The 15,704-nt window shown below is 65.0% G+C and carries 16 protein-coding genes; 13 read left to right on the plus strand and 3 right to left on the minus strand.

Features of this window, described 5'->3' with window-relative positions; all coding sequences use genetic code 11:
• Positions 1-107: 107 nt before the first annotated feature.
• The 10 genes from CVM52_RS17535 to CVM52_RS17575 all read left to right on the plus strand — a co-directional run bounded on the left by CVM52_RS17535 (position 108) and on the right by CVM52_RS17575 (position 8,689).
• Entirely contained in the window at positions 108-1,358 is a 1,251-nt protein-coding gene (locus tag CVM52_RS17535) for a Zn-dependent hydrolase (protein ID WP_100163754.1), read from the plus strand.
• Between the two features lie 105 nt (positions 1,359-1,463).
• Positions 1,464-1,784, plus strand: coding sequence for a hypothetical protein (locus CVM52_RS17540; RefSeq protein ID WP_100163755.1), 321 nt, complete (start codon positions 1,464-1,466; stop codon positions 1,782-1,784).
• A gap of 18 nt (positions 1,785-1,802) precedes the next feature.
• Positions 1,803-3,257, plus strand: a complete 1,455-nt coding sequence (gene hydA / locus CVM52_RS17545; RefSeq protein ID WP_100163756.1) for a dihydropyrimidinase — start codon at positions 1,803-1,805, stop codon at positions 3,255-3,257.
• Between the two features lie 108 nt (positions 3,258-3,365).
• Positions 3,366-3,821 (plus strand): DUF6630 family protein, encoded by a 456-nt coding sequence (locus tag CVM52_RS17550; RefSeq protein WP_133119881.1) that lies wholly within the window; start codon positions 3,366-3,368, stop codon positions 3,819-3,821.
• Positions 3,822-3,834: 13 nt separating this feature from the next.
• Positions 3,835-4,056: a hypothetical protein gene (locus CVM52_RS26665; protein ID WP_133119882.1), complete on the plus strand. Its 222-nt coding sequence runs from the start codon at positions 3,835-3,837 to the stop codon at positions 4,054-4,056.
• Positions 4,053-4,835 (plus strand): ABC transporter ATP-binding protein, encoded by a 783-nt coding sequence (locus CVM52_RS17555; protein ID WP_100163758.1) that lies wholly within the window; start codon positions 4,053-4,055, stop codon positions 4,833-4,835. Before CVM52_RS26665 ends, CVM52_RS17555 begins: the two co-directional genes overlap by 4 nt.
• Before the next feature lie 117 nt (positions 4,836-4,952).
• Positions 4,953-5,831 (plus strand): ABC transporter permease, encoded by an 879-nt coding sequence (locus CVM52_RS17560; RefSeq protein WP_100163759.1) that lies wholly within the window; start codon positions 4,953-4,955, stop codon positions 5,829-5,831.
• Positions 5,828-6,607, plus strand: a complete 780-nt coding sequence (locus CVM52_RS17565; RefSeq protein WP_100163760.1) for an ABC transporter permease — start codon at positions 5,828-5,830, stop codon at positions 6,605-6,607. Before CVM52_RS17560 ends, CVM52_RS17565 begins: the two co-directional genes overlap by 4 nt.
• A 41-nt stretch (positions 6,608-6,648) precedes the next feature.
• Positions 6,649-7,641, plus strand: a complete 993-nt coding sequence (locus CVM52_RS17570; protein ID WP_100163761.1) for an ABC transporter substrate-binding protein — start codon at positions 6,649-6,651, stop codon at positions 7,639-7,641.
• Between the two features lie 364 nt (positions 7,642-8,005).
• Complete coding sequence (locus CVM52_RS17575; RefSeq protein ID WP_100163762.1) at positions 8,006-8,689, plus strand: adenylate kinase; 684 nt, start codon at positions 8,006-8,008, stop codon at positions 8,687-8,689.
• Between the two features lie 15 nt (positions 8,690-8,704).
• Here CVM52_RS17575 and CVM52_RS17580 read toward each other — a convergent pair whose 3' ends face one another.
• Positions 8,705-9,385 (minus strand): dimethylsulfonioproprionate lyase family protein, encoded by a 681-nt coding sequence (locus CVM52_RS17580; protein ID WP_100163763.1) that lies wholly within the window; start codon positions 9,383-9,385, stop codon positions 8,705-8,707.
• A gap of 129 nt (positions 9,386-9,514) precedes the next feature.
• On the opposite strand from CVM52_RS17580, the gene CVM52_RS17585 reads away from it, so the two are divergent.
• Complete coding sequence (locus tag CVM52_RS17585) at positions 9,515-10,012, plus strand: flavin reductase family protein (RefSeq protein ID WP_100163764.1); 498 nt, start codon at positions 9,515-9,517, stop codon at positions 10,010-10,012.
• A 57-nt stretch (positions 10,013-10,069) separates the two neighbouring features.
• On the opposite strand, the gene apbC is transcribed toward CVM52_RS17585, so the two are convergent.
• Positions 10,070-11,128: an iron-sulfur cluster carrier protein ApbC gene (gene apbC / locus CVM52_RS17590; RefSeq protein WP_100163765.1), complete on the minus strand. Its 1,059-nt coding sequence runs from the start codon at positions 11,126-11,128 to the stop codon at positions 10,070-10,072.
• Between the two features lie 289 nt (positions 11,129-11,417).
• Between apbC and CVM52_RS17595 the strand changes: the two genes are divergently transcribed.
• The gene (locus CVM52_RS17595) at positions 11,418-11,906 is read left to right on the plus strand and encodes a DUF992 domain-containing protein (RefSeq protein WP_100163766.1); all 489 of its coding nucleotides are present in this window, start codon (positions 11,418-11,420) and stop codon (positions 11,904-11,906) included.
• Positions 11,907-12,135: 229 nt separating this feature from the next.
• Here the strand turns inward: CVM52_RS17595 and acs are convergent, their stop codons facing one another.
• A complete protein-coding gene (gene acs, locus CVM52_RS17600; protein ID WP_100163767.1) occupies positions 12,136-14,091 on the minus strand; it encodes an acetate--CoA ligase in 1,956 nt (651 codons plus the stop codon).
• 445 nt (positions 14,092-14,536) lie between these two features.
• Between acs and CVM52_RS17605 the strand changes: the two genes are divergently transcribed.
• The gene (locus tag CVM52_RS17605) at positions 14,537-15,550 is read left to right on the plus strand and encodes a C4-dicarboxylate TRAP transporter substrate-binding protein (protein WP_100163768.1); all 1,014 of its coding nucleotides are present in this window, start codon (positions 14,537-14,539) and stop codon (positions 15,548-15,550) included.
• The last annotated feature ends 154 nt before the right edge of the window (positions 15,551-15,704 follow it).

Genomic DNA, 15,704 nt, shown 5'->3' on the forward strand with positions numbered 1-15,704 from the left:
GGGCCGCAGCACGCGGCGCCGGCGGGCAATCGGGCAGGGCGGCGGGCAGGGCGGCCCGCGGCCGGGCGATGACCAGCGACAGAATGGAAGTGACATAGGAGGGGCCGATGGCCGCACCGGGCGAAAACCTCAAGATCAATGGCGAACGTCTCTGGGACAGCCTGATGGAAATGGCCAAGATCGGCCCCGGCGTGGCGGGCGGCAACAACCGCCAAACCCTGACCGATGCCGATGCCGAGGGCCGGGCGCTGTTCAAATCCTGGTGCGACGACGCCGGTTTGACCATGGGCGTCGACACCATGGGCAGCATGTTCATGACCCGGCCCGGCACCGACCCCGAGGCGCTGCCGGTCTATGTCGGCTCGCATCTGGACACCCAGCCGACCGGCGGCAAATATGACGGCGTGCTGGGCGTGCTGGGCGCGCTGGAGGCGGTGCGCTCGATGAATGATCTGGGCATCAAGACCAAACACCCGATCTGCGTGGTCAACTGGACCAACGAGGAGGGCGCGCGTTTTGCCCCGGCGATGCTGGCCTCGGGCGTGTTTGCCGGCGAACTCAGCCTGGACTATGCCTATGCGCGCACCGACCTCGAGGGCAAGACCTTCGGCGCCGAACTGGAACGCATCGGCTGGAAGGGCGAGGAAGAGGTCGGCGCCCGCAAGATGCACGCCTATTACGAGTTGCATATCGAACAGGGGCCGATCCTGGAATCCGAGGGCAAGGAGATCGGCGTCGTCACCCATTGCCAGGGGCTGTGGTGGCTGGAATTCACCCTGACCGGGAAAGAGGCGCATACCGGCTCGACGCCGATGGCGATGCGGGTCAATGCCGGGCTGGCGATGGCGCGGATCCTCGAGATGGTGCAAGAGGTGGCGATGGCCGCCCAGCCCGGCGCCGTCGGCGGCGTGGGGCAGATGCAATTCGCGCCCAATTCGCGCAATGTGCTGCCCGGCAAGGTGGTGTTCACCGTCGACATCCGCTCGCCCGACCAGGCCAAGCTGGACGGCATGCGCGCCGAGATCGAGCAACGCGCCGCCGACATCTGCGCCGAGATCGGCGTCGATTGCGCGGTCGAACCGGTGGGCCATTTCGACCCGGTCACCTTCACCCCAGAACTGGTCGAAAACGTGCGCAGCGCCGCCGAGCGGCTGGGCTACAGCCATATGAACCTGATTTCCGGCGCCGGCCATGACGCCTGCTGGGCCGCCAAGGTGGCGCCGGCAACCATGGTGATGTGCCCCTGCGTCGACGGGCTGAGCCATAACGAGGCCGAAGAGATCACGCCGGACTGGGCCACCGCCGGCGCCGAGGTGCTGTTCCACGCGGTGCTGGAAACCGCGGAGATCGTGGAATGACGGCACCGCCGTCCCTCGACGCCCCGGACCCGCGCCGGCGGGCGATGACATCGCCGGAGAAGCCCCGGAGCAACTCCGGGGCTACGTGTCAGGCGGGGGCCGCCCGTGGCTGAGTCCGCCGACACCACCCGTCAGCGGATCGAAGATCTCATCGAAGGCGAGATCGCCGCCTTCGACACCAGCACCGGACCGGCCCGCACCACCCTGGCCGAGTTCCGCGCCGCGCTGCGGCCGCCACGCGCGGCCAGCGTCACCTTTTCCGGCGGCCTGACCCAGCGCTGCTGGTCGGTGACCCGCCCGCGCGGGCCTTACCGGGTCTTCTACCTGCCGAGCGCGGGATATTTCTCGCTCTGCGTCGACAGCGACTTCGGGCCGCTCGACATCGGCGTACATGGAAATGCGATCGGGTGTTATGCCTCGGTCTGAAAGAACAGGGAGTTTGTCATGTCCACAGTCATCAAGAACGGAACCGTCGTCACCGCCGACCTGACCTACAAGGCCGACGTGCTGATCGAAAACGGCACCATCATCGAAATCGGACCCGACCTGAAGGGCGACGAGACGCTCGACGCCACCGGCTGTTACGTGATGCCCGGCGGGATCGACCCGCATACCCATCTGGAAATGCCCTTCATGGGCACTTACAGCTCGGATGATTTCGAAAGCGGCACCCGCGCAGCGCTGGCCGGCGGAACCACCATGGTGGTCGATTTCGCACTGCCCAGCCCGGGCCAGGGGCTGCTGGACGCGCTGCAGATGTGGGACAACAAATCGACCCGCGCCAATTGCGACTATTCCTTCCACATGGCCGTCACCTGGTGGGGCGAGCAGGTCTTCAACGAGATGGCGACCGTGGTGAAGGACAAGGGCATCAACACCTTCAAGCATTTCATGGCCTATAAGGGCGCGCTGATGGTGAATGATGACGAAATGTATGCCAGCTTCCAGCGCCTGGCCGAGCTGGGCGCCATCGCCATGGTCCATGCCGAAAACGGCGATGTGGTGGCCGAGCTATCGGCCAAGCTGCTGGCCGAGGGCAATACCGGCCCCGAGGGCCACGCCTATTCGCGCCCGCCGCAGGTGGAGGGCGAGGCGACCAACCGCGCCATCATGATCGCCGACATGGCCGGCGTGCCGCTCTATGTCGTGCACACCTCCTGCGAGGACAGTCACGAGGCGATCCGCCGCGCCCGCCAGCTGGGCAAGCGGGTCTGGGGCGAGCCGCTGATCCAGCACCTGACGCTGGATGAAAGCGAATATTTCAATAAGGACTGGGACCATGCCGCGCGCCGGGTGATGAGCCCGCCGTTCCGCAACAAGAAACACCAGGAAAGCCTGTGGCACGGGTTGCAGGCCGGCTCGCTCTCGGTGGTTGCCACCGATCACTGCGCCTTCACCACCGAGCAGAAACGTTACGGCGTCGGCGATTTCACCAAGATCCCCAACGGCACCGGCGGGCTGGAAGACAGGATGCCGATGCTGTGGACCCACGGGGTGGCAACCGGGCGGCTGACGCCGAATGAATTTGTCGCCGTCACCTCGACCAATATCGCCAAGATCCTGAACTGCTATCCCAAGAAGGGGGCGATCCTGGTCGGCGCCGATGCCGATATCGTGGTGTTGGACCCGGCCAAGGAAAAGGTGATCTCGGCCAAGACCCAGCAATCGGCGATCGATTACAACGTCTTCGAGGGCCAGCAGGTGAAGGGCCTGCCGCGCTTTACCCTGACGCGGGGCAAGGTGGCCGTGCATGACGGCGAGATCCGCACCGAGGAAGGCCACGGCAAATTCGTTGCGCGCGAGCCCAACACCGCCGTCAACAAGGCGCTGTCGAGCTGGAAGGAACTGACCGCGCCGCGCCCGGTCGAGCGGACAGGGATTCCGGCGACGGGGGTGTGATGCTCAGCAATGACAGCCCCTTCATCCAACTCTTTTTGGACGCAGTTCATTGAACGGTTGCGGCCCAGGCGAGCGCAATCGCACGTTACGGCTTTTGCCAGAGAGTTGGTGAAAGATCGTGGAAAACGTGCAAGTTTGCGCAGCGGTGAGGATGACGAGATGGTTATGCTCAGGCTCGAAGATGCCGGTCTTTTTTTCCGTTGCGACTGGAAGGATACGGTCGAAATTTGTGGAAGTGACCTGTTGCATTTTGCGTACCAGCAAGGGCTGCCGAAGGAGATGGGCTCCGGCCTGATGGACGCGCTAGATCAGGACGCACCCATCGATGCCTTGGCTCAGAGCCTTCGCAAGACACTTGAAGAGGCGAGGTTGACCCTATTGCAAATCGATGAACGGAGCGACGGATGGCTTTATGCAATCGTCGGGTCGGCCTTTGCCAAACGATGGGAAATGACGCGTCTGTCTTATGTGTACGCCGTTATCACGCCGCAATCGGCAACCAGGCCGTTGTCGAAAGGGCTGCACGATGGTCCGCGTTTGCGCTCGACAAAAGAAAACGCATAGCGGGGAGATGACGATGTGCCATTTCTTCAGTATTCATGACGCCGCTTTTGATACCAGTGATCTGGCGGCGGCCGTGGTGCCACTTATGGTCAGCGGCGCACCATCGATGGCGAACAAGGAGCCCGTCGCGGGGGAATTCAATCGGCGACATAGTATTCGCGCTATCGTTCCTCGCGGCTCGGCCGCCAAAGTGATGGAAGTCACTGGACCAGCGTCTTGGGAGATAGGCATATGACCGCTGCTCCGGTGATCGAGGCCCAGAACCTCGACCTGACCTTCCAAACCAGCGATGGTCCGGTCCACGCCCTGAAGGACGTGTCCCTGGCCATCGGCAAGGGCGAGTTCGTGTCGTTCATCGGCCCGTCGGGCTGTGGCAAGACGACCTTCCTGCGCTGCATCGCCGCGCTGGAACAGCCCACCGGCGGCAGCCTCACGGTGAACGGCGTCAGCCCGGAAGAGGCGCGGCGGGCGCGCGCCTATGGCTATGTCTTCCAGGCCGCCGGGCTCTATCCCTGGCGGACCATCGCCAAGAACATCAAGCTGCCGCTTGAGATCATGGGCTTTTCCCGCGAGGAACAGGATCGGCGGGTGAAGGACGTGCTGCAACTGGTTGATCTGGAAGGGTTTGGCGGCAAATATCCCTGGCAGCTCTCGGGCGGGATGCAGCAGCGAGCGTCGATCGCGCGGGCACTGGCCTTCGACGCCGATATCCTGTTGATGGACGAACCTTTCGGCGCGCTGGACGAGATCGTGCGCGACCACCTGAACGAACAGCTGCTGGCGCTCTGGGCGCGCACCGGCAAGACCATCGGCTTCGTCACCCATTCGATCCCCGAGGCGGTCTACCTCTCGACCAAGATCGTGGTGATGTCGCCGCGGCCGGGCCGGATCACCGATGTGATCGACAGTCCCTTTCCGCCGGAGCGCCCGCTGGACATTCGCGACACGCCGGAATTTATCGCCATCGCCCAGCGGGTGCGCGAAGGGCTGCGGGCAGGGCATGGCGATGACTAGCGCTGCGGGTCTTTTGCACCGTCCCGGCCCCCGCGCCGGGACCGCACCGCTGGACCGGAGATCCGCGACAGCACCGCGGGCCGGCGCAATCCGACGCCATGCTGGGGACCACCGCCGATGAGCCGGTTCAGCACACTCACCGCCATCCTCACCGTGGTCGCGGCGATCCTGGCGCTCTGGTATGCCGGCTCGGTGCTGATGAACCGCGCCTGGGTGATGGACCAGGCGGCGCGGGCCGGGGAAGAGCCGGGCCTGACCGAGATCATCGCCGCCACCATGACCCAGGACCGCGCCCGCCTGCCGGCGCCGCACCAGGTCGCGGGTGAGCTGTATGACGGCATTTTCGACAAGCGGATCACCTCGCGGCGCAGCCTGGTCTATCACGGCCTGATCACGCTGGAGGCGACGATGTACGGCTTCCTGCTGGGCATCGTCGTCGGCGTGTCGCTTGCGGTGCTGATCGTGCTCAGCCGGCTGGCCGACCTGGCGCTGATGCCCTGGGCGATCATCTCGCAGACCATCCCGGTGGTGGCGCTGGCGCCGATGATCGTGGTGCTGACCAATGCGCTTGGCGCCGGCAGCTTGATGGTGCCCAAGGCGATCATCGCCGGCTATCTCAGCTTTTTCCCGGTGCTGGTCAGCATGGTCAAGGGGCTGCGCAGCCCCGACCAGATGCAGCTCGACCTGCTCCGGACCTATGGCGCCAGCCGGTCGCAGACCTTCTGGAAATTGCGGCTGCCGGCGTCGCTGCCCTATTTCTTCGCCTCGCTGAAAATCGCCGTGGCCGCCGCGCTGGTCGGGGCCATTGTCGGCGAATTGCCCACCGGCGCCATTGCCGGGCTGGGTGCGCGGATGCTGATCGGGTCGCAATTCGGCGAACCGATGATCATGTGGGCGGCGCTGTTCGCGGCGGCGATCCTCGCCGCGCTGCTGATCTGGGGCGTCACCGGGATCGAGCGCGCGGCGGTGCGGATGATGGGAGGGCGCCGGGCATGAGACACTCTCCCTCGCGCCTGCTGCAAATCGGCCTGCCGCTGGGCTTCGGGCTGCTGGTGCTGCTGCTGTGGCAACTTGCGGTGCAGGGCTTTGACATCCCGCCGGCGATCCTGCCGGCACCCACCGCGATTGCCGCGCGCTTTGCCGCCTCCACCGATATCCTCTGGATCGACTTCGTGCAGACGGTGCTGAAAGGCGCGCTGACCGGGCTGGCGCTGGGGGTGCTGGCCGGGCTGGCGGCGGCGATCCTGATCGACCGCAGCCCGTTCCTGAAGCGCGGGCTGCTGCCGGTGGCCAATTTCGTCGCCGCCCTGCCGATTGTCGGTATCGCCCCGATCATGGTGATGTGGTTCGGCTTTGACTGGCAGTCCAAGGCGGCGGTGGTGGTGGTGATGGTGTTCTTCCCGATCCTGGTGAACACGCTGGCCGGGTTGCAGGCCAGTTCGCGGATGCAGCAGGACCTGATGCGCACCTATTCCGCCAGCTACCTGCAAACCCTGGTCAAGCTGCGCTTGCCCGCGGCAATGCCGTTTATCTTCAACGGCTTGAAAATTTCCGCGACATTGGCCCTGATCGGTGCCATCGTGGCGGAATATTTCGGATCGCCCACCCGCGGCATGGGGTTCCGCATCTCAACCGAGGTGGGCCGCCTGGGGATCGATATGGTCTGGGCAGAGATTGCCGTCTCCGCGCTGTCGGGGACGGTATTATACGGCCTTGTGGCGCTGATCGAACGGGCGGTGACCTTCTGGCACCCGTCCCAGCGCCGGGGCTGACCACAACAACGAAAGCAACGAAGACAACAAGGAGGTCTCGAATGTTCAATGTGAAAACCATGCTGGGCGCGACGCTTGCGGCGGCCCTGGGCGCCGGCGGTGCGCAGGCGGCCGACGAGGTGACGCTGCAGCTGAAATGGGTGACCCAGGCGCAGTTCGCCGGCTATTACGTGGCGCTGGAAAAGGGCTTTTACGAAGAGGAAGACCTCGACGTCACGGTCAAGCCCGGCGGCCCCGATATCGCGCCGACCCAGGTGATCGCCGGCGGCGGCGCCGATGTCATCGTCGAATGGATGCCGGCGGCGCTGGCCGCGCGCGAAAAAGGCCTGCCGCTGGTCAATATCGCCCAGCCATTCAAATCCTCGGGCATGATGCTGACCTGCCTCAAGGAATCCAATGTCACCAGCCCCGAGGATTTCCCCGGCAACACGCTGGGGGTCTGGTTCTTCGGCAATGAATACCCGTTCCTCAGCTGGATGGCGCATCTGGATATCCCGACCGAGGGCGGCGCCGATGGCGTCGAGGTGCTTAAGCAGGGCTTCAACGTCGATCCGCTGCTGCAGAAACAGGCGGCCTGTATCTCGACGATGACCTATAACGAGTATTGGCAGGTGATCGATGCCGGGATCAGCCCCGACGATCTGGTCACTTTCAAATACGAGGATCAGGGCGTCGCCACGCTGGAAGACGGGCTTTATGTGCTGGAAGACAACCTCGCGGACGAGGCGTTCAAGGACAAGATGGTGCGCTTTGTCAAAGCCTCGATGAAAGGCTGGAAATATGCCGAGGAGAATCCGGACGAGGCCGCCGAGATCGTGCTGGAATATGACGAGACCGGCGCCCAGACCGAAACCCACCAGAAACGGATGATGGGCGAAATCGCCAAGCTGACCGCCGGCTCGAACGGCGCGCTGGACCCGGCCGATTATCAGCGCACGGTCGACACCCTGCTGGCTGGCGGCTCGGACCCGGTGATCACCGTCGAACCGCAGGGTGCCTGGACCCATGACATCACCGATGCCGCGCTGAACTAAGCGGCACCAGCGCAACCCTGGGCGCGGCCTCCTGCGGGGGCCGCGCCCGTTCTTTTGGGGCCGGATCGGGCCGAAGGTCACGTCCGCGCCGTCGAGCGGGTCCGCTTTTTACCACCGGTGCCGGCATTGACCTAGGCGAGGGAACTGCGGCCAATACGCGCGCCGGATTTTGTATTAGGTAAACAATTTCAGTACGTTAAACTCGTGTTCTGGTCGGGACATCCCGACACGGATGGATAAAAGAGACACCTTGCCACATGGGCAGCCGCTTCACCTTTCCGTTACGACCGGCTTAAACACGCTCAAGACCCCCAAGGGGGGCACCTGTCTGATTGGACACGAGATTTCTGGAGGAGACCCGCGCATGGACGCCGCCGTCACAGTTACACCCGCCGTTTTGATCCTGCTGGGCCCGCCGGGCGCTGGCAAGGGCACCCAGGCCCGCCTGCTCGAGGACAAGTTCGGGCTGGTCCAGCTCTCCACCGGCGATCTGTTGCGCGCCGCGGTTGCCGCCGGCACCGCGGCCGGCAAGCAGGCCAAGGCGGTGATGGAAGCGGGCGAGCTGGTCTCGGACGAGATCGTCATCGCCATCTTGCGCGACCGCCTGGCCGAGCCGGACGTCGCCAAGGGGGTGATCCTCGACGGCTTCCCGCGCACCACGGTGCAGGCCGAGGCGCTGGACACGCTGCTGGCCGAGACCGGCCAGCAGATCAACGCCGCGATCAGCCTCGAGGTGGACGACGCCGCCATGGTCGCGCGCATCTCGGGCCGCTATACCTGCGGCGGCTGCGGCGAGGGCTATCACGACCAGTTCAAGACCCCCAAGGTGGCCGGCGTCTGCGACAAATGCGGCGGCACCGAGATGCAGCGCCGCGCCGATGACACCGCCGAAACCGTGGCCAGCCGGCTCGAGGCCTACCACGCCCAGACCGCGCCGCTGATCGCCTATTACGAGCGCAAGGGCGTGCTGAAACGGGTTGACGCCATGCTGGCGATCGACGCGGTGGCGGCCCAGATGCAGGACACCACCGCAGCCGCGCTGGGCTGAGCGTCACACGGGCCCTCAGGGGCCCGGCGTTTTGCTGCGGCCGGCGCGCCGGGTGGCGGAAAACCGCATGCCCGGCGCACTCAGCCGCTCTTCGGGACCGATCCAGGCATAGGCCAGCAGGCAGGGGTCATATTCCCCGGTGGTGATCCGATGCTCCTGTCCCGATCGGTTCAGGATCATCGACCCCGGCGCAAACACCGCGGTCTCGTTCTCGGACCAGGCGCCCGAGACCGAGACATAGCTTTCCTCGATGTCGGAATGGCTGTGCTGGGGATAGGTCGTCTTTGGCGCGAACAGCACGAAACCCAGGATCAGCCCCTCGGCCATGACCGGGCCGCGCGGGCCCATCACCTCGCAATAGGCGTATTTCTTTTCCAGTGCCTTGGGCACCCGCTCATAGCCATATTCCCAGGTCAGCCCGGCCTGCACCCGCCGCAGCGCGCGGCACATGCCGTTCAGGTCATTGACCTCGCCCAGGTCCAGCGCCCGGTGCAGATGCTCGACCACCGGCTTGGTCAGCGGTTCGCGCATCTCCAGCACCGGGTTGCGGTCGGTGATCGCCGCCAGCCGGTCGCGCACCCGCTTGCGATGGCTGCGGATCGCCCGGCTGCCCCCGGCCGACCCATAGCGGTACAGCATGTCGAATTCCCTAAGGAGATATTGCCAGCCGGGCGAATCTGAGAGCGTTCGTGTCATGGCGCCAGTTTCCCTTGTGCCCGTGGGAATTAGAACCGATTTCCGCGCCGGCGCGTCGCAACGTGGCGTCCGGCATGGACTTTCCCGCCCGCCCGTGCCACCCCGGCCTCCGCAACAGGGACGACGCGGATGCCTGAGACCACATTCACCCCCGGACCCGAGACCCAGGCGGCCTATCGCGAGGCCCTGGGCAGCTTCGGCACTGGCGTGACGGTCGTCACCACGATGACGCCGGACGGTCCCACCGCGATGACGGCCAATTCCTTCGCCTCGGTCTCGCTCGATCCGCCGCTGGTGCTGTGGTGCCCGGCGCGTGCCTCGCGCCGGCATGACCTGTTCACCGGGGCCGAACAGTTCATCATCCACGTGATGGCGCAGGACCAGGAACCGATCGCCGCGCATTTTGCCAGCCGGGGGAGCGATTTCTCGACCATTGCCTGGCACCCGGCCCAGGGTCAGCCCCGGCTGGACCTGTGCCTGACCGCCTTCCTGTGCCGGCGCAGCGCCGTGCATCCCGGCGGCGATCATTCCATCGTTGTCGGCGAGGTGCAGCAGGTCTGGCACCGCGACGGGCTGGGCCTGATCTTCAAGCGCGGCCGTTACGGAGATTTTACCGGTCGCGGCTAGCCGCCAGCGCTGCCGGACGCCGATCCGCGACCTCCGGGCCTTGGCCGGCGAGCGCGCTCAGGCCACGCCCTGCGCCACCAGTGCCCGCGCCACCTTTCTGAACGCCGCGGCCTGCGGGCTGTCGGGCTGCGCCGTCACCACCGGGGTGCCGCCATCCGAGGCCAGCCGGATCTCCAGGTGCAGCGGAATCTCGGCCAGCAGCGGCACACCCAGCTTTGCCGCCTCGGCCGACACCCCGCCATGGCCGAAGACATGTTCCTCGTGGCCGCAATTGGAACAGATATGCGTCGACATGTTCTCGATCATGCCCAGGATCGGCGTCTTCATCTGCCGGAACATGTCGATCCCCTTGCGCGCGTCCAGCAGCGCCACGTCCTGCGGGGTCGACACGATCACCGCGCCGTCGATCGCGAATTTCTGCGTCAGCGTCAGCTGCACGTCGCCGGTGCCGGGCGGCAGGTCGACGATTAGGATGTCCAACTCGCCCCAGTCGACCTGCAGCATCATCTGTTGCAGCGCGCTCATCAGCATCGGGCCGCGCCAGACCACGGCTTGGCCTTCCTCGGTCATGAAGCCCATCGACATCACCGTGACGCCATGCGCCTGCAGAGGCAGGATGGTCTTGCCATCGGGCGAGGCCGGGCGCCCCTTGGCGCCCAGCATCCGCGGCTGTGACGGGCCGTAGACATCGGCATCCAGCAACCCGACGCGGCGGCCTTCGGCGGCCAGCGCCACCGCCAGATTGGCGGCGATGGTGGATTTGCCGACGCCGCCCTTGCCCGAGGCCACGGCGATGATATGGCCGATGCCGGGCACTTTCTGCGGCCCCTGCGGCGCCGGGCGTTTCGCCTTCAGCTCGGGGGGCTTCTTGTCGCTATGGGCGGTCAGCATCGCCGAGACGGTACCGACCCCCTCCAGCGCGCGCACCTTCGCCTCGGCCGCGGCCCGCACCGGTTCCATCGCCTCGGCCTTGGCCGGGTCGATCTCCAGCACGAAGCGGACGGTGTTGCCCTCCACATTCAGCCCGCGCACCAGCCCGGCGCTGACGATATCGGTGCCGCTGGCGGGGTCGACGACCTGTTTCAGCGCCGCAAGCACGGTATCGCGATCAGCCATGGTCAAACTCCTTGTTGTGCGGCGCGCTGTTCATGCGCCGGTCTTGTCCCGTGTTCTGCCTGAGAGTGCCCGGGGTTGCCAGCCCCCTCGCGCCGGTGTGAGCCGGGGCCGGGGCAAGGGCGGCGCCAAAGGCGGATCGGCGGAGTCTGGCGCAGCGCAGGGGCGGCGCCGGAACCTTCTGAATTTCCCTGCGTTATCCGACCCGAAGCACCCGGGATGCCGGCGCGATACACGAAGCGCGTGCAGGCGATCCCGGACCAAACCAGAGGTCGAAGAAAAGGAGCATGTTATGTTGACCCGTCCCATTCTTTCCGCCATCGCCCTGTCCGCGGCCACCCTGACCGGCGGCGCCGCCCTGGCCGACACCGGCCGCGTCGAGCTGGGCAATCTGAGCTGCGACGTGGGTGCCGGCAGCGGCTATGTCTTTGGCTCGTCCAAGTCGCTGACCTGTACCTTCAACCCGGTGCAGGAGGGGCTGCAGGAAGAGACCTATGTGGGCACGATCAACCGCTATGGCATCGATATCGGTGCGACCGAGGAGGGCCAGATGAGCTGGGTGGTGCTGGCACCCACCGAGGATGGCTATGAGGCTGGGGCGCTGGCCGGTGAATATGGTGGCGTCGGGGCCGAAGCCACCGTTGGCGTCGGGGCCGGGGCCAACCTGATGGTCGGCGGTTCGGACGATACCATTGCGCTGCAGCCGCTCAGCGTTTCGACCCAGGACGGCGTGAACTTTGCCGCCGGGATCGCCGAGATCAGCCTGGAAAAAGCCGGCTGAAGTTTGGGAATTTAACCAGTGAGGGCGCGCCTTTGAGCGCGCCCTTTGATGTTTTGAGTGAAGGAGGATGGGGGTCAATCCCATCCTCTTTTAACCTCTCAGAGGGCGACCATCCGACCGTCCGGGAAGGCCTTGGGATGTATGCCTCCCCGGCGAGGCGAGCTCCCCGCTGTCGCGGGGATGACAGGTTTGCGCGGCGAGGCCAGGCGGCCTGGCCCAAACCGCCGGCCTACTTGCGGTTGGCGATCAGGTCGTCGACCACCGAGGGATCGGCCAGGGTCGAGGTGTCGCCCAGCGCGCCGAAATCATTCTCGGCGATCTTGCGCAGGATGCGGCGCATGATCTTGCCCGAACGGGTCTTGGGCAGGCCCGGCGCCCACTGGATCACGTCGGGCGAGGCAATCGGGCCGATTTCCGAGCGGACCCAGTTGCGCAGTTCCTTGCGCAGCTCTTCCGAAGGTGTTTCGCCGTGCATCAGGGTGACATAGCAATAGATGCCTTGGCCCTTGATGTCATGGGGATAGCCAACCACCGCCGCCTCGGCGACCTTGGCATGGGCCACCAGCGCCGATTCCACCTCGGCGGTGCCCATGCGGTGGCCCGAGACGTTGATCACGTCATCGACGCGGCCGGTGATCCAGTAATCGCCATCCTCGTCGCGGCGGCAGCCGTCGCCCGAGAAATAGTAACCCTTGTAGTCCGAGAAATAGGTCTTTTCGAACCTGTCATGATCGCCCCAGACGGTGCGCATCTGGCCGGGCCAGCTGTCGGCGATGGCCAGCACGCCCTCGACGCCGTTGCCTTCGATGATCTGTCCGCTGGTCGGATCCAGCACCACCGGCTTGACCCCGAAAAACGGTTTCTGCGCCGCACCGGGTTTCAGCGCATGGGCGCCGGGCAGGGGGGTCATCATGTGGCCGCCGGTTTCGGTCTGCCACCAGGTGTCGACGATGGGACAGCGCGAGTCGCCCACCACCTTGTAATACCAATTCCAGGCCTCGGGGTTGATCGGTTCGCCCACGGTGCCAAGGATGCGCAGCGATTTGCGGCTGGTCTGGGTGACGAACTCGTCGCCCTGGCCCATCAGGGCGCGCAGGGCGGTGGGGGCGGTGTAGAACTGGTTCACACCATGCTTGTCGATCACCTGCCAGAACCGCGAGGCATCGGGATAGGTCGGCACCCCTTCGAACATCAGCGTGGTGGCGCCATTGGCCAGCGGGCCGTAGAGGATATAGGTATGGCCGGTGACCCAACCGACATCGGCGCCGCACCAATAGACGTCACCTTCGTGGTAGTCGAAGGTGGTCTGATGGGTCAGCGCGGCATAGACCAGATAGCCGCCGGTGGTGTGCACCACGCCCTTGGGCTGGCCAGTGGAGCCGGAAGTGTAGAGGATGAACAGCGGATCCTCGGCATTCATCTCTTCCGGCGGGCAGTCGGACGATACCTTGTCGGCCTCTTCGTGATACCAGAAATCCAACCCGTCGCGCCAGGCGATCTGGTCGCCGGTGCGGCGCACCACCAGGCATTTCACGTCGTTCAGGTCGTGCCGCAGCGCCTGGTTCACATTGTCCTTCAGCTTGGTCGCGCGGCCACCGCGCGGCGCGGTATCGGCGGTGATGACGACACGCGCGTCACAGCCGGTGACCCGCGCGCCCAGCGCATCGGGTGAAAAGCCGGCAAACACCACCGAATGAATCGCGCCGATCCGGGCACAGGCCAGCATGGCATAGGCGGCTTCGGGGATCATCGGCAGGTAAATCACCACCCGGTCGCCCTTTTTCACCCCCATCGCCTTCAGCACATTGGCCATCTTGCCAACCTGGCCGTGCAGCTCCTTATAGGTGATGTGGCGGGCCGCGTCCTTGGGATCGTCGGGTTCCCAGATGATCGCGGTCTGGTCGCCGCGGGTGGCCAGGTGCCGGTCGACGCAATTGGCGGCGACGTTCAGCGTGCCGTCCTCGAACCACTTGATATGCACGTTGCCGAGGTCGAAATTGACGTCCTTGACCTTGGTGAAGGGCTTGATCCAGTCGACCCGCTGCGCCTGTTCGCTCCAGAAACCATCGGGATCGTTGATCGAGGCGGCATACATCTTGTCATAGGTCGCTGCATCGACATGGGCATGTTTGCGGGTCGCTTCGGATGGGGCATAGGTGGCGGTGGCGAGCGCGGTTTCGGTCATCTGAGGCTCCTCCCTCTGACTTGTATTTTGCATTTCGCGGGGATGGGGCCGGGCGGACCGGTCCGAGCATCTCCTCCTGCGCGGGATCATAGCCCGATGTGAAAATAAGGGAATAAGCGGCGGTATTGAAACGATTTGTCTGTAAATTTTTTTGTGAAGTTGCGAAGACTTGTAAATTCTCTCCGGACAAGCCCCGAAATTCCGTTTGAGACAAAGGCGTTTTTTGTCAACGGCAGCCGCCGGTCGGGGCAATGCGGTTGTCACGGCGGCGGCGAAACATGCGTAAATCCTGCCTGCCGCCTGTGACATATTGTTTCGCCCCGGCGCAACGCACCGAGTCGCCGGCGGCCGGCCAAGGGGTTGGCAGGTCGGTCCACCCGCGCTAGCCTGATCCGCAAGCGGCCGGAAAAAGCGAGAGAGACCGGCCGCATCACGGGAGGATCATATGAACAAGCGACTGACCGGCGCCTGCGCCGCTGTGATTTGCATGAGCTTTGGCGCCGAAGCCGTGGCCCTGGAGTGGAATGTCTCGGTCTGGGGCAAGCGCCGCGCCTTTACCGAACATATCGAGAAGCTGGCCGAGATGGTGTCGGAAAAGACCAATGGCGAATTCACCATGAATATCAGCTATGGCGGGCTGTCGAAGAATACCGAGAACCTCGACGGCATTTCCATCGGCGCCTTCGAGATGGCGCAGATCTGCGCCGGCTATCACGAGGACAAGAACCCCACCCTGACCGCGGCGGAACTGCCCTTCCTGGGGGTCAACACCCTGCCCGAAGAGGTGGCGGTCAGCACCGCGCTGTACCAGCATCCGGCGGTGCAGAAGGATCTGGCGCGCTGGAACGCGATGCTGCTGATGCCTTCGCCGATGCCGCAATATAATATCGTTGGCACCGGTGAGCCGCGCGGCAGCGTCGACCAGTTCGAAGGCATGCGGGTGCGCGCCACCGGCGGCCTGGGCGAGGCGTTCAAGGCGGTTGGCGCGGTACCGACCAGCGTGACCGCGTCCGAGGCCTATAACGCGATGGAATCCGGGGTGGTCGACACGGTCGCCTTTGCCCAGCACGCGCATCTGAGCTTTCGCACCATCGACCAGGCAACCTGGTGGACCGCGAACCTGAACCCCGGCACGGTGAATTGCCCGGTGGTGGTGAATACCGATGCCTACGAGGCGCTGAGCCCCGAATTCAAGGAGGCGCTGCACAGCTCGATCGAGCCGGCAATCGATCACTATATCGAGAATTACAACAAGCTGTTGGACCGTTGGGAAGAGGTGCTGGCCGAGAAGAACGTGCAGAAGGTCACCATCTCGGAAGACGACCTGGCCAAGTTCCGCGGCGCCACCGCGGGCATCCAGGATGAATGGCTGGCCAAGATGGACGGGCAGGGCATTCCGGGGCAGGAACTGCTGGACACCATCCAGACCGCGCTGGACGAGGCGCGCGCCTCGAACTGAGCCTAACCGCCCCGGCGATATCCCGCCGGGGCGCATCGGGGCCGGGCAGGCGCTGGCGACGCATCATATCTGAAGGAGAGTAGCAACTGTGTTTCAAACAATGGCGTCTCGGTAGGCCGTTCCAGTTTTGATCATTGCGTTGAGAACGGTCAGT

Source organism: Pseudooceanicola lipolyticus (genome assembly GCF_002786325.1).
GTDB lineage: Bacteria > Pseudomonadota > Alphaproteobacteria > Rhodobacterales > Rhodobacteraceae > Pseudooceanicola_C > Pseudooceanicola_C lipolyticus.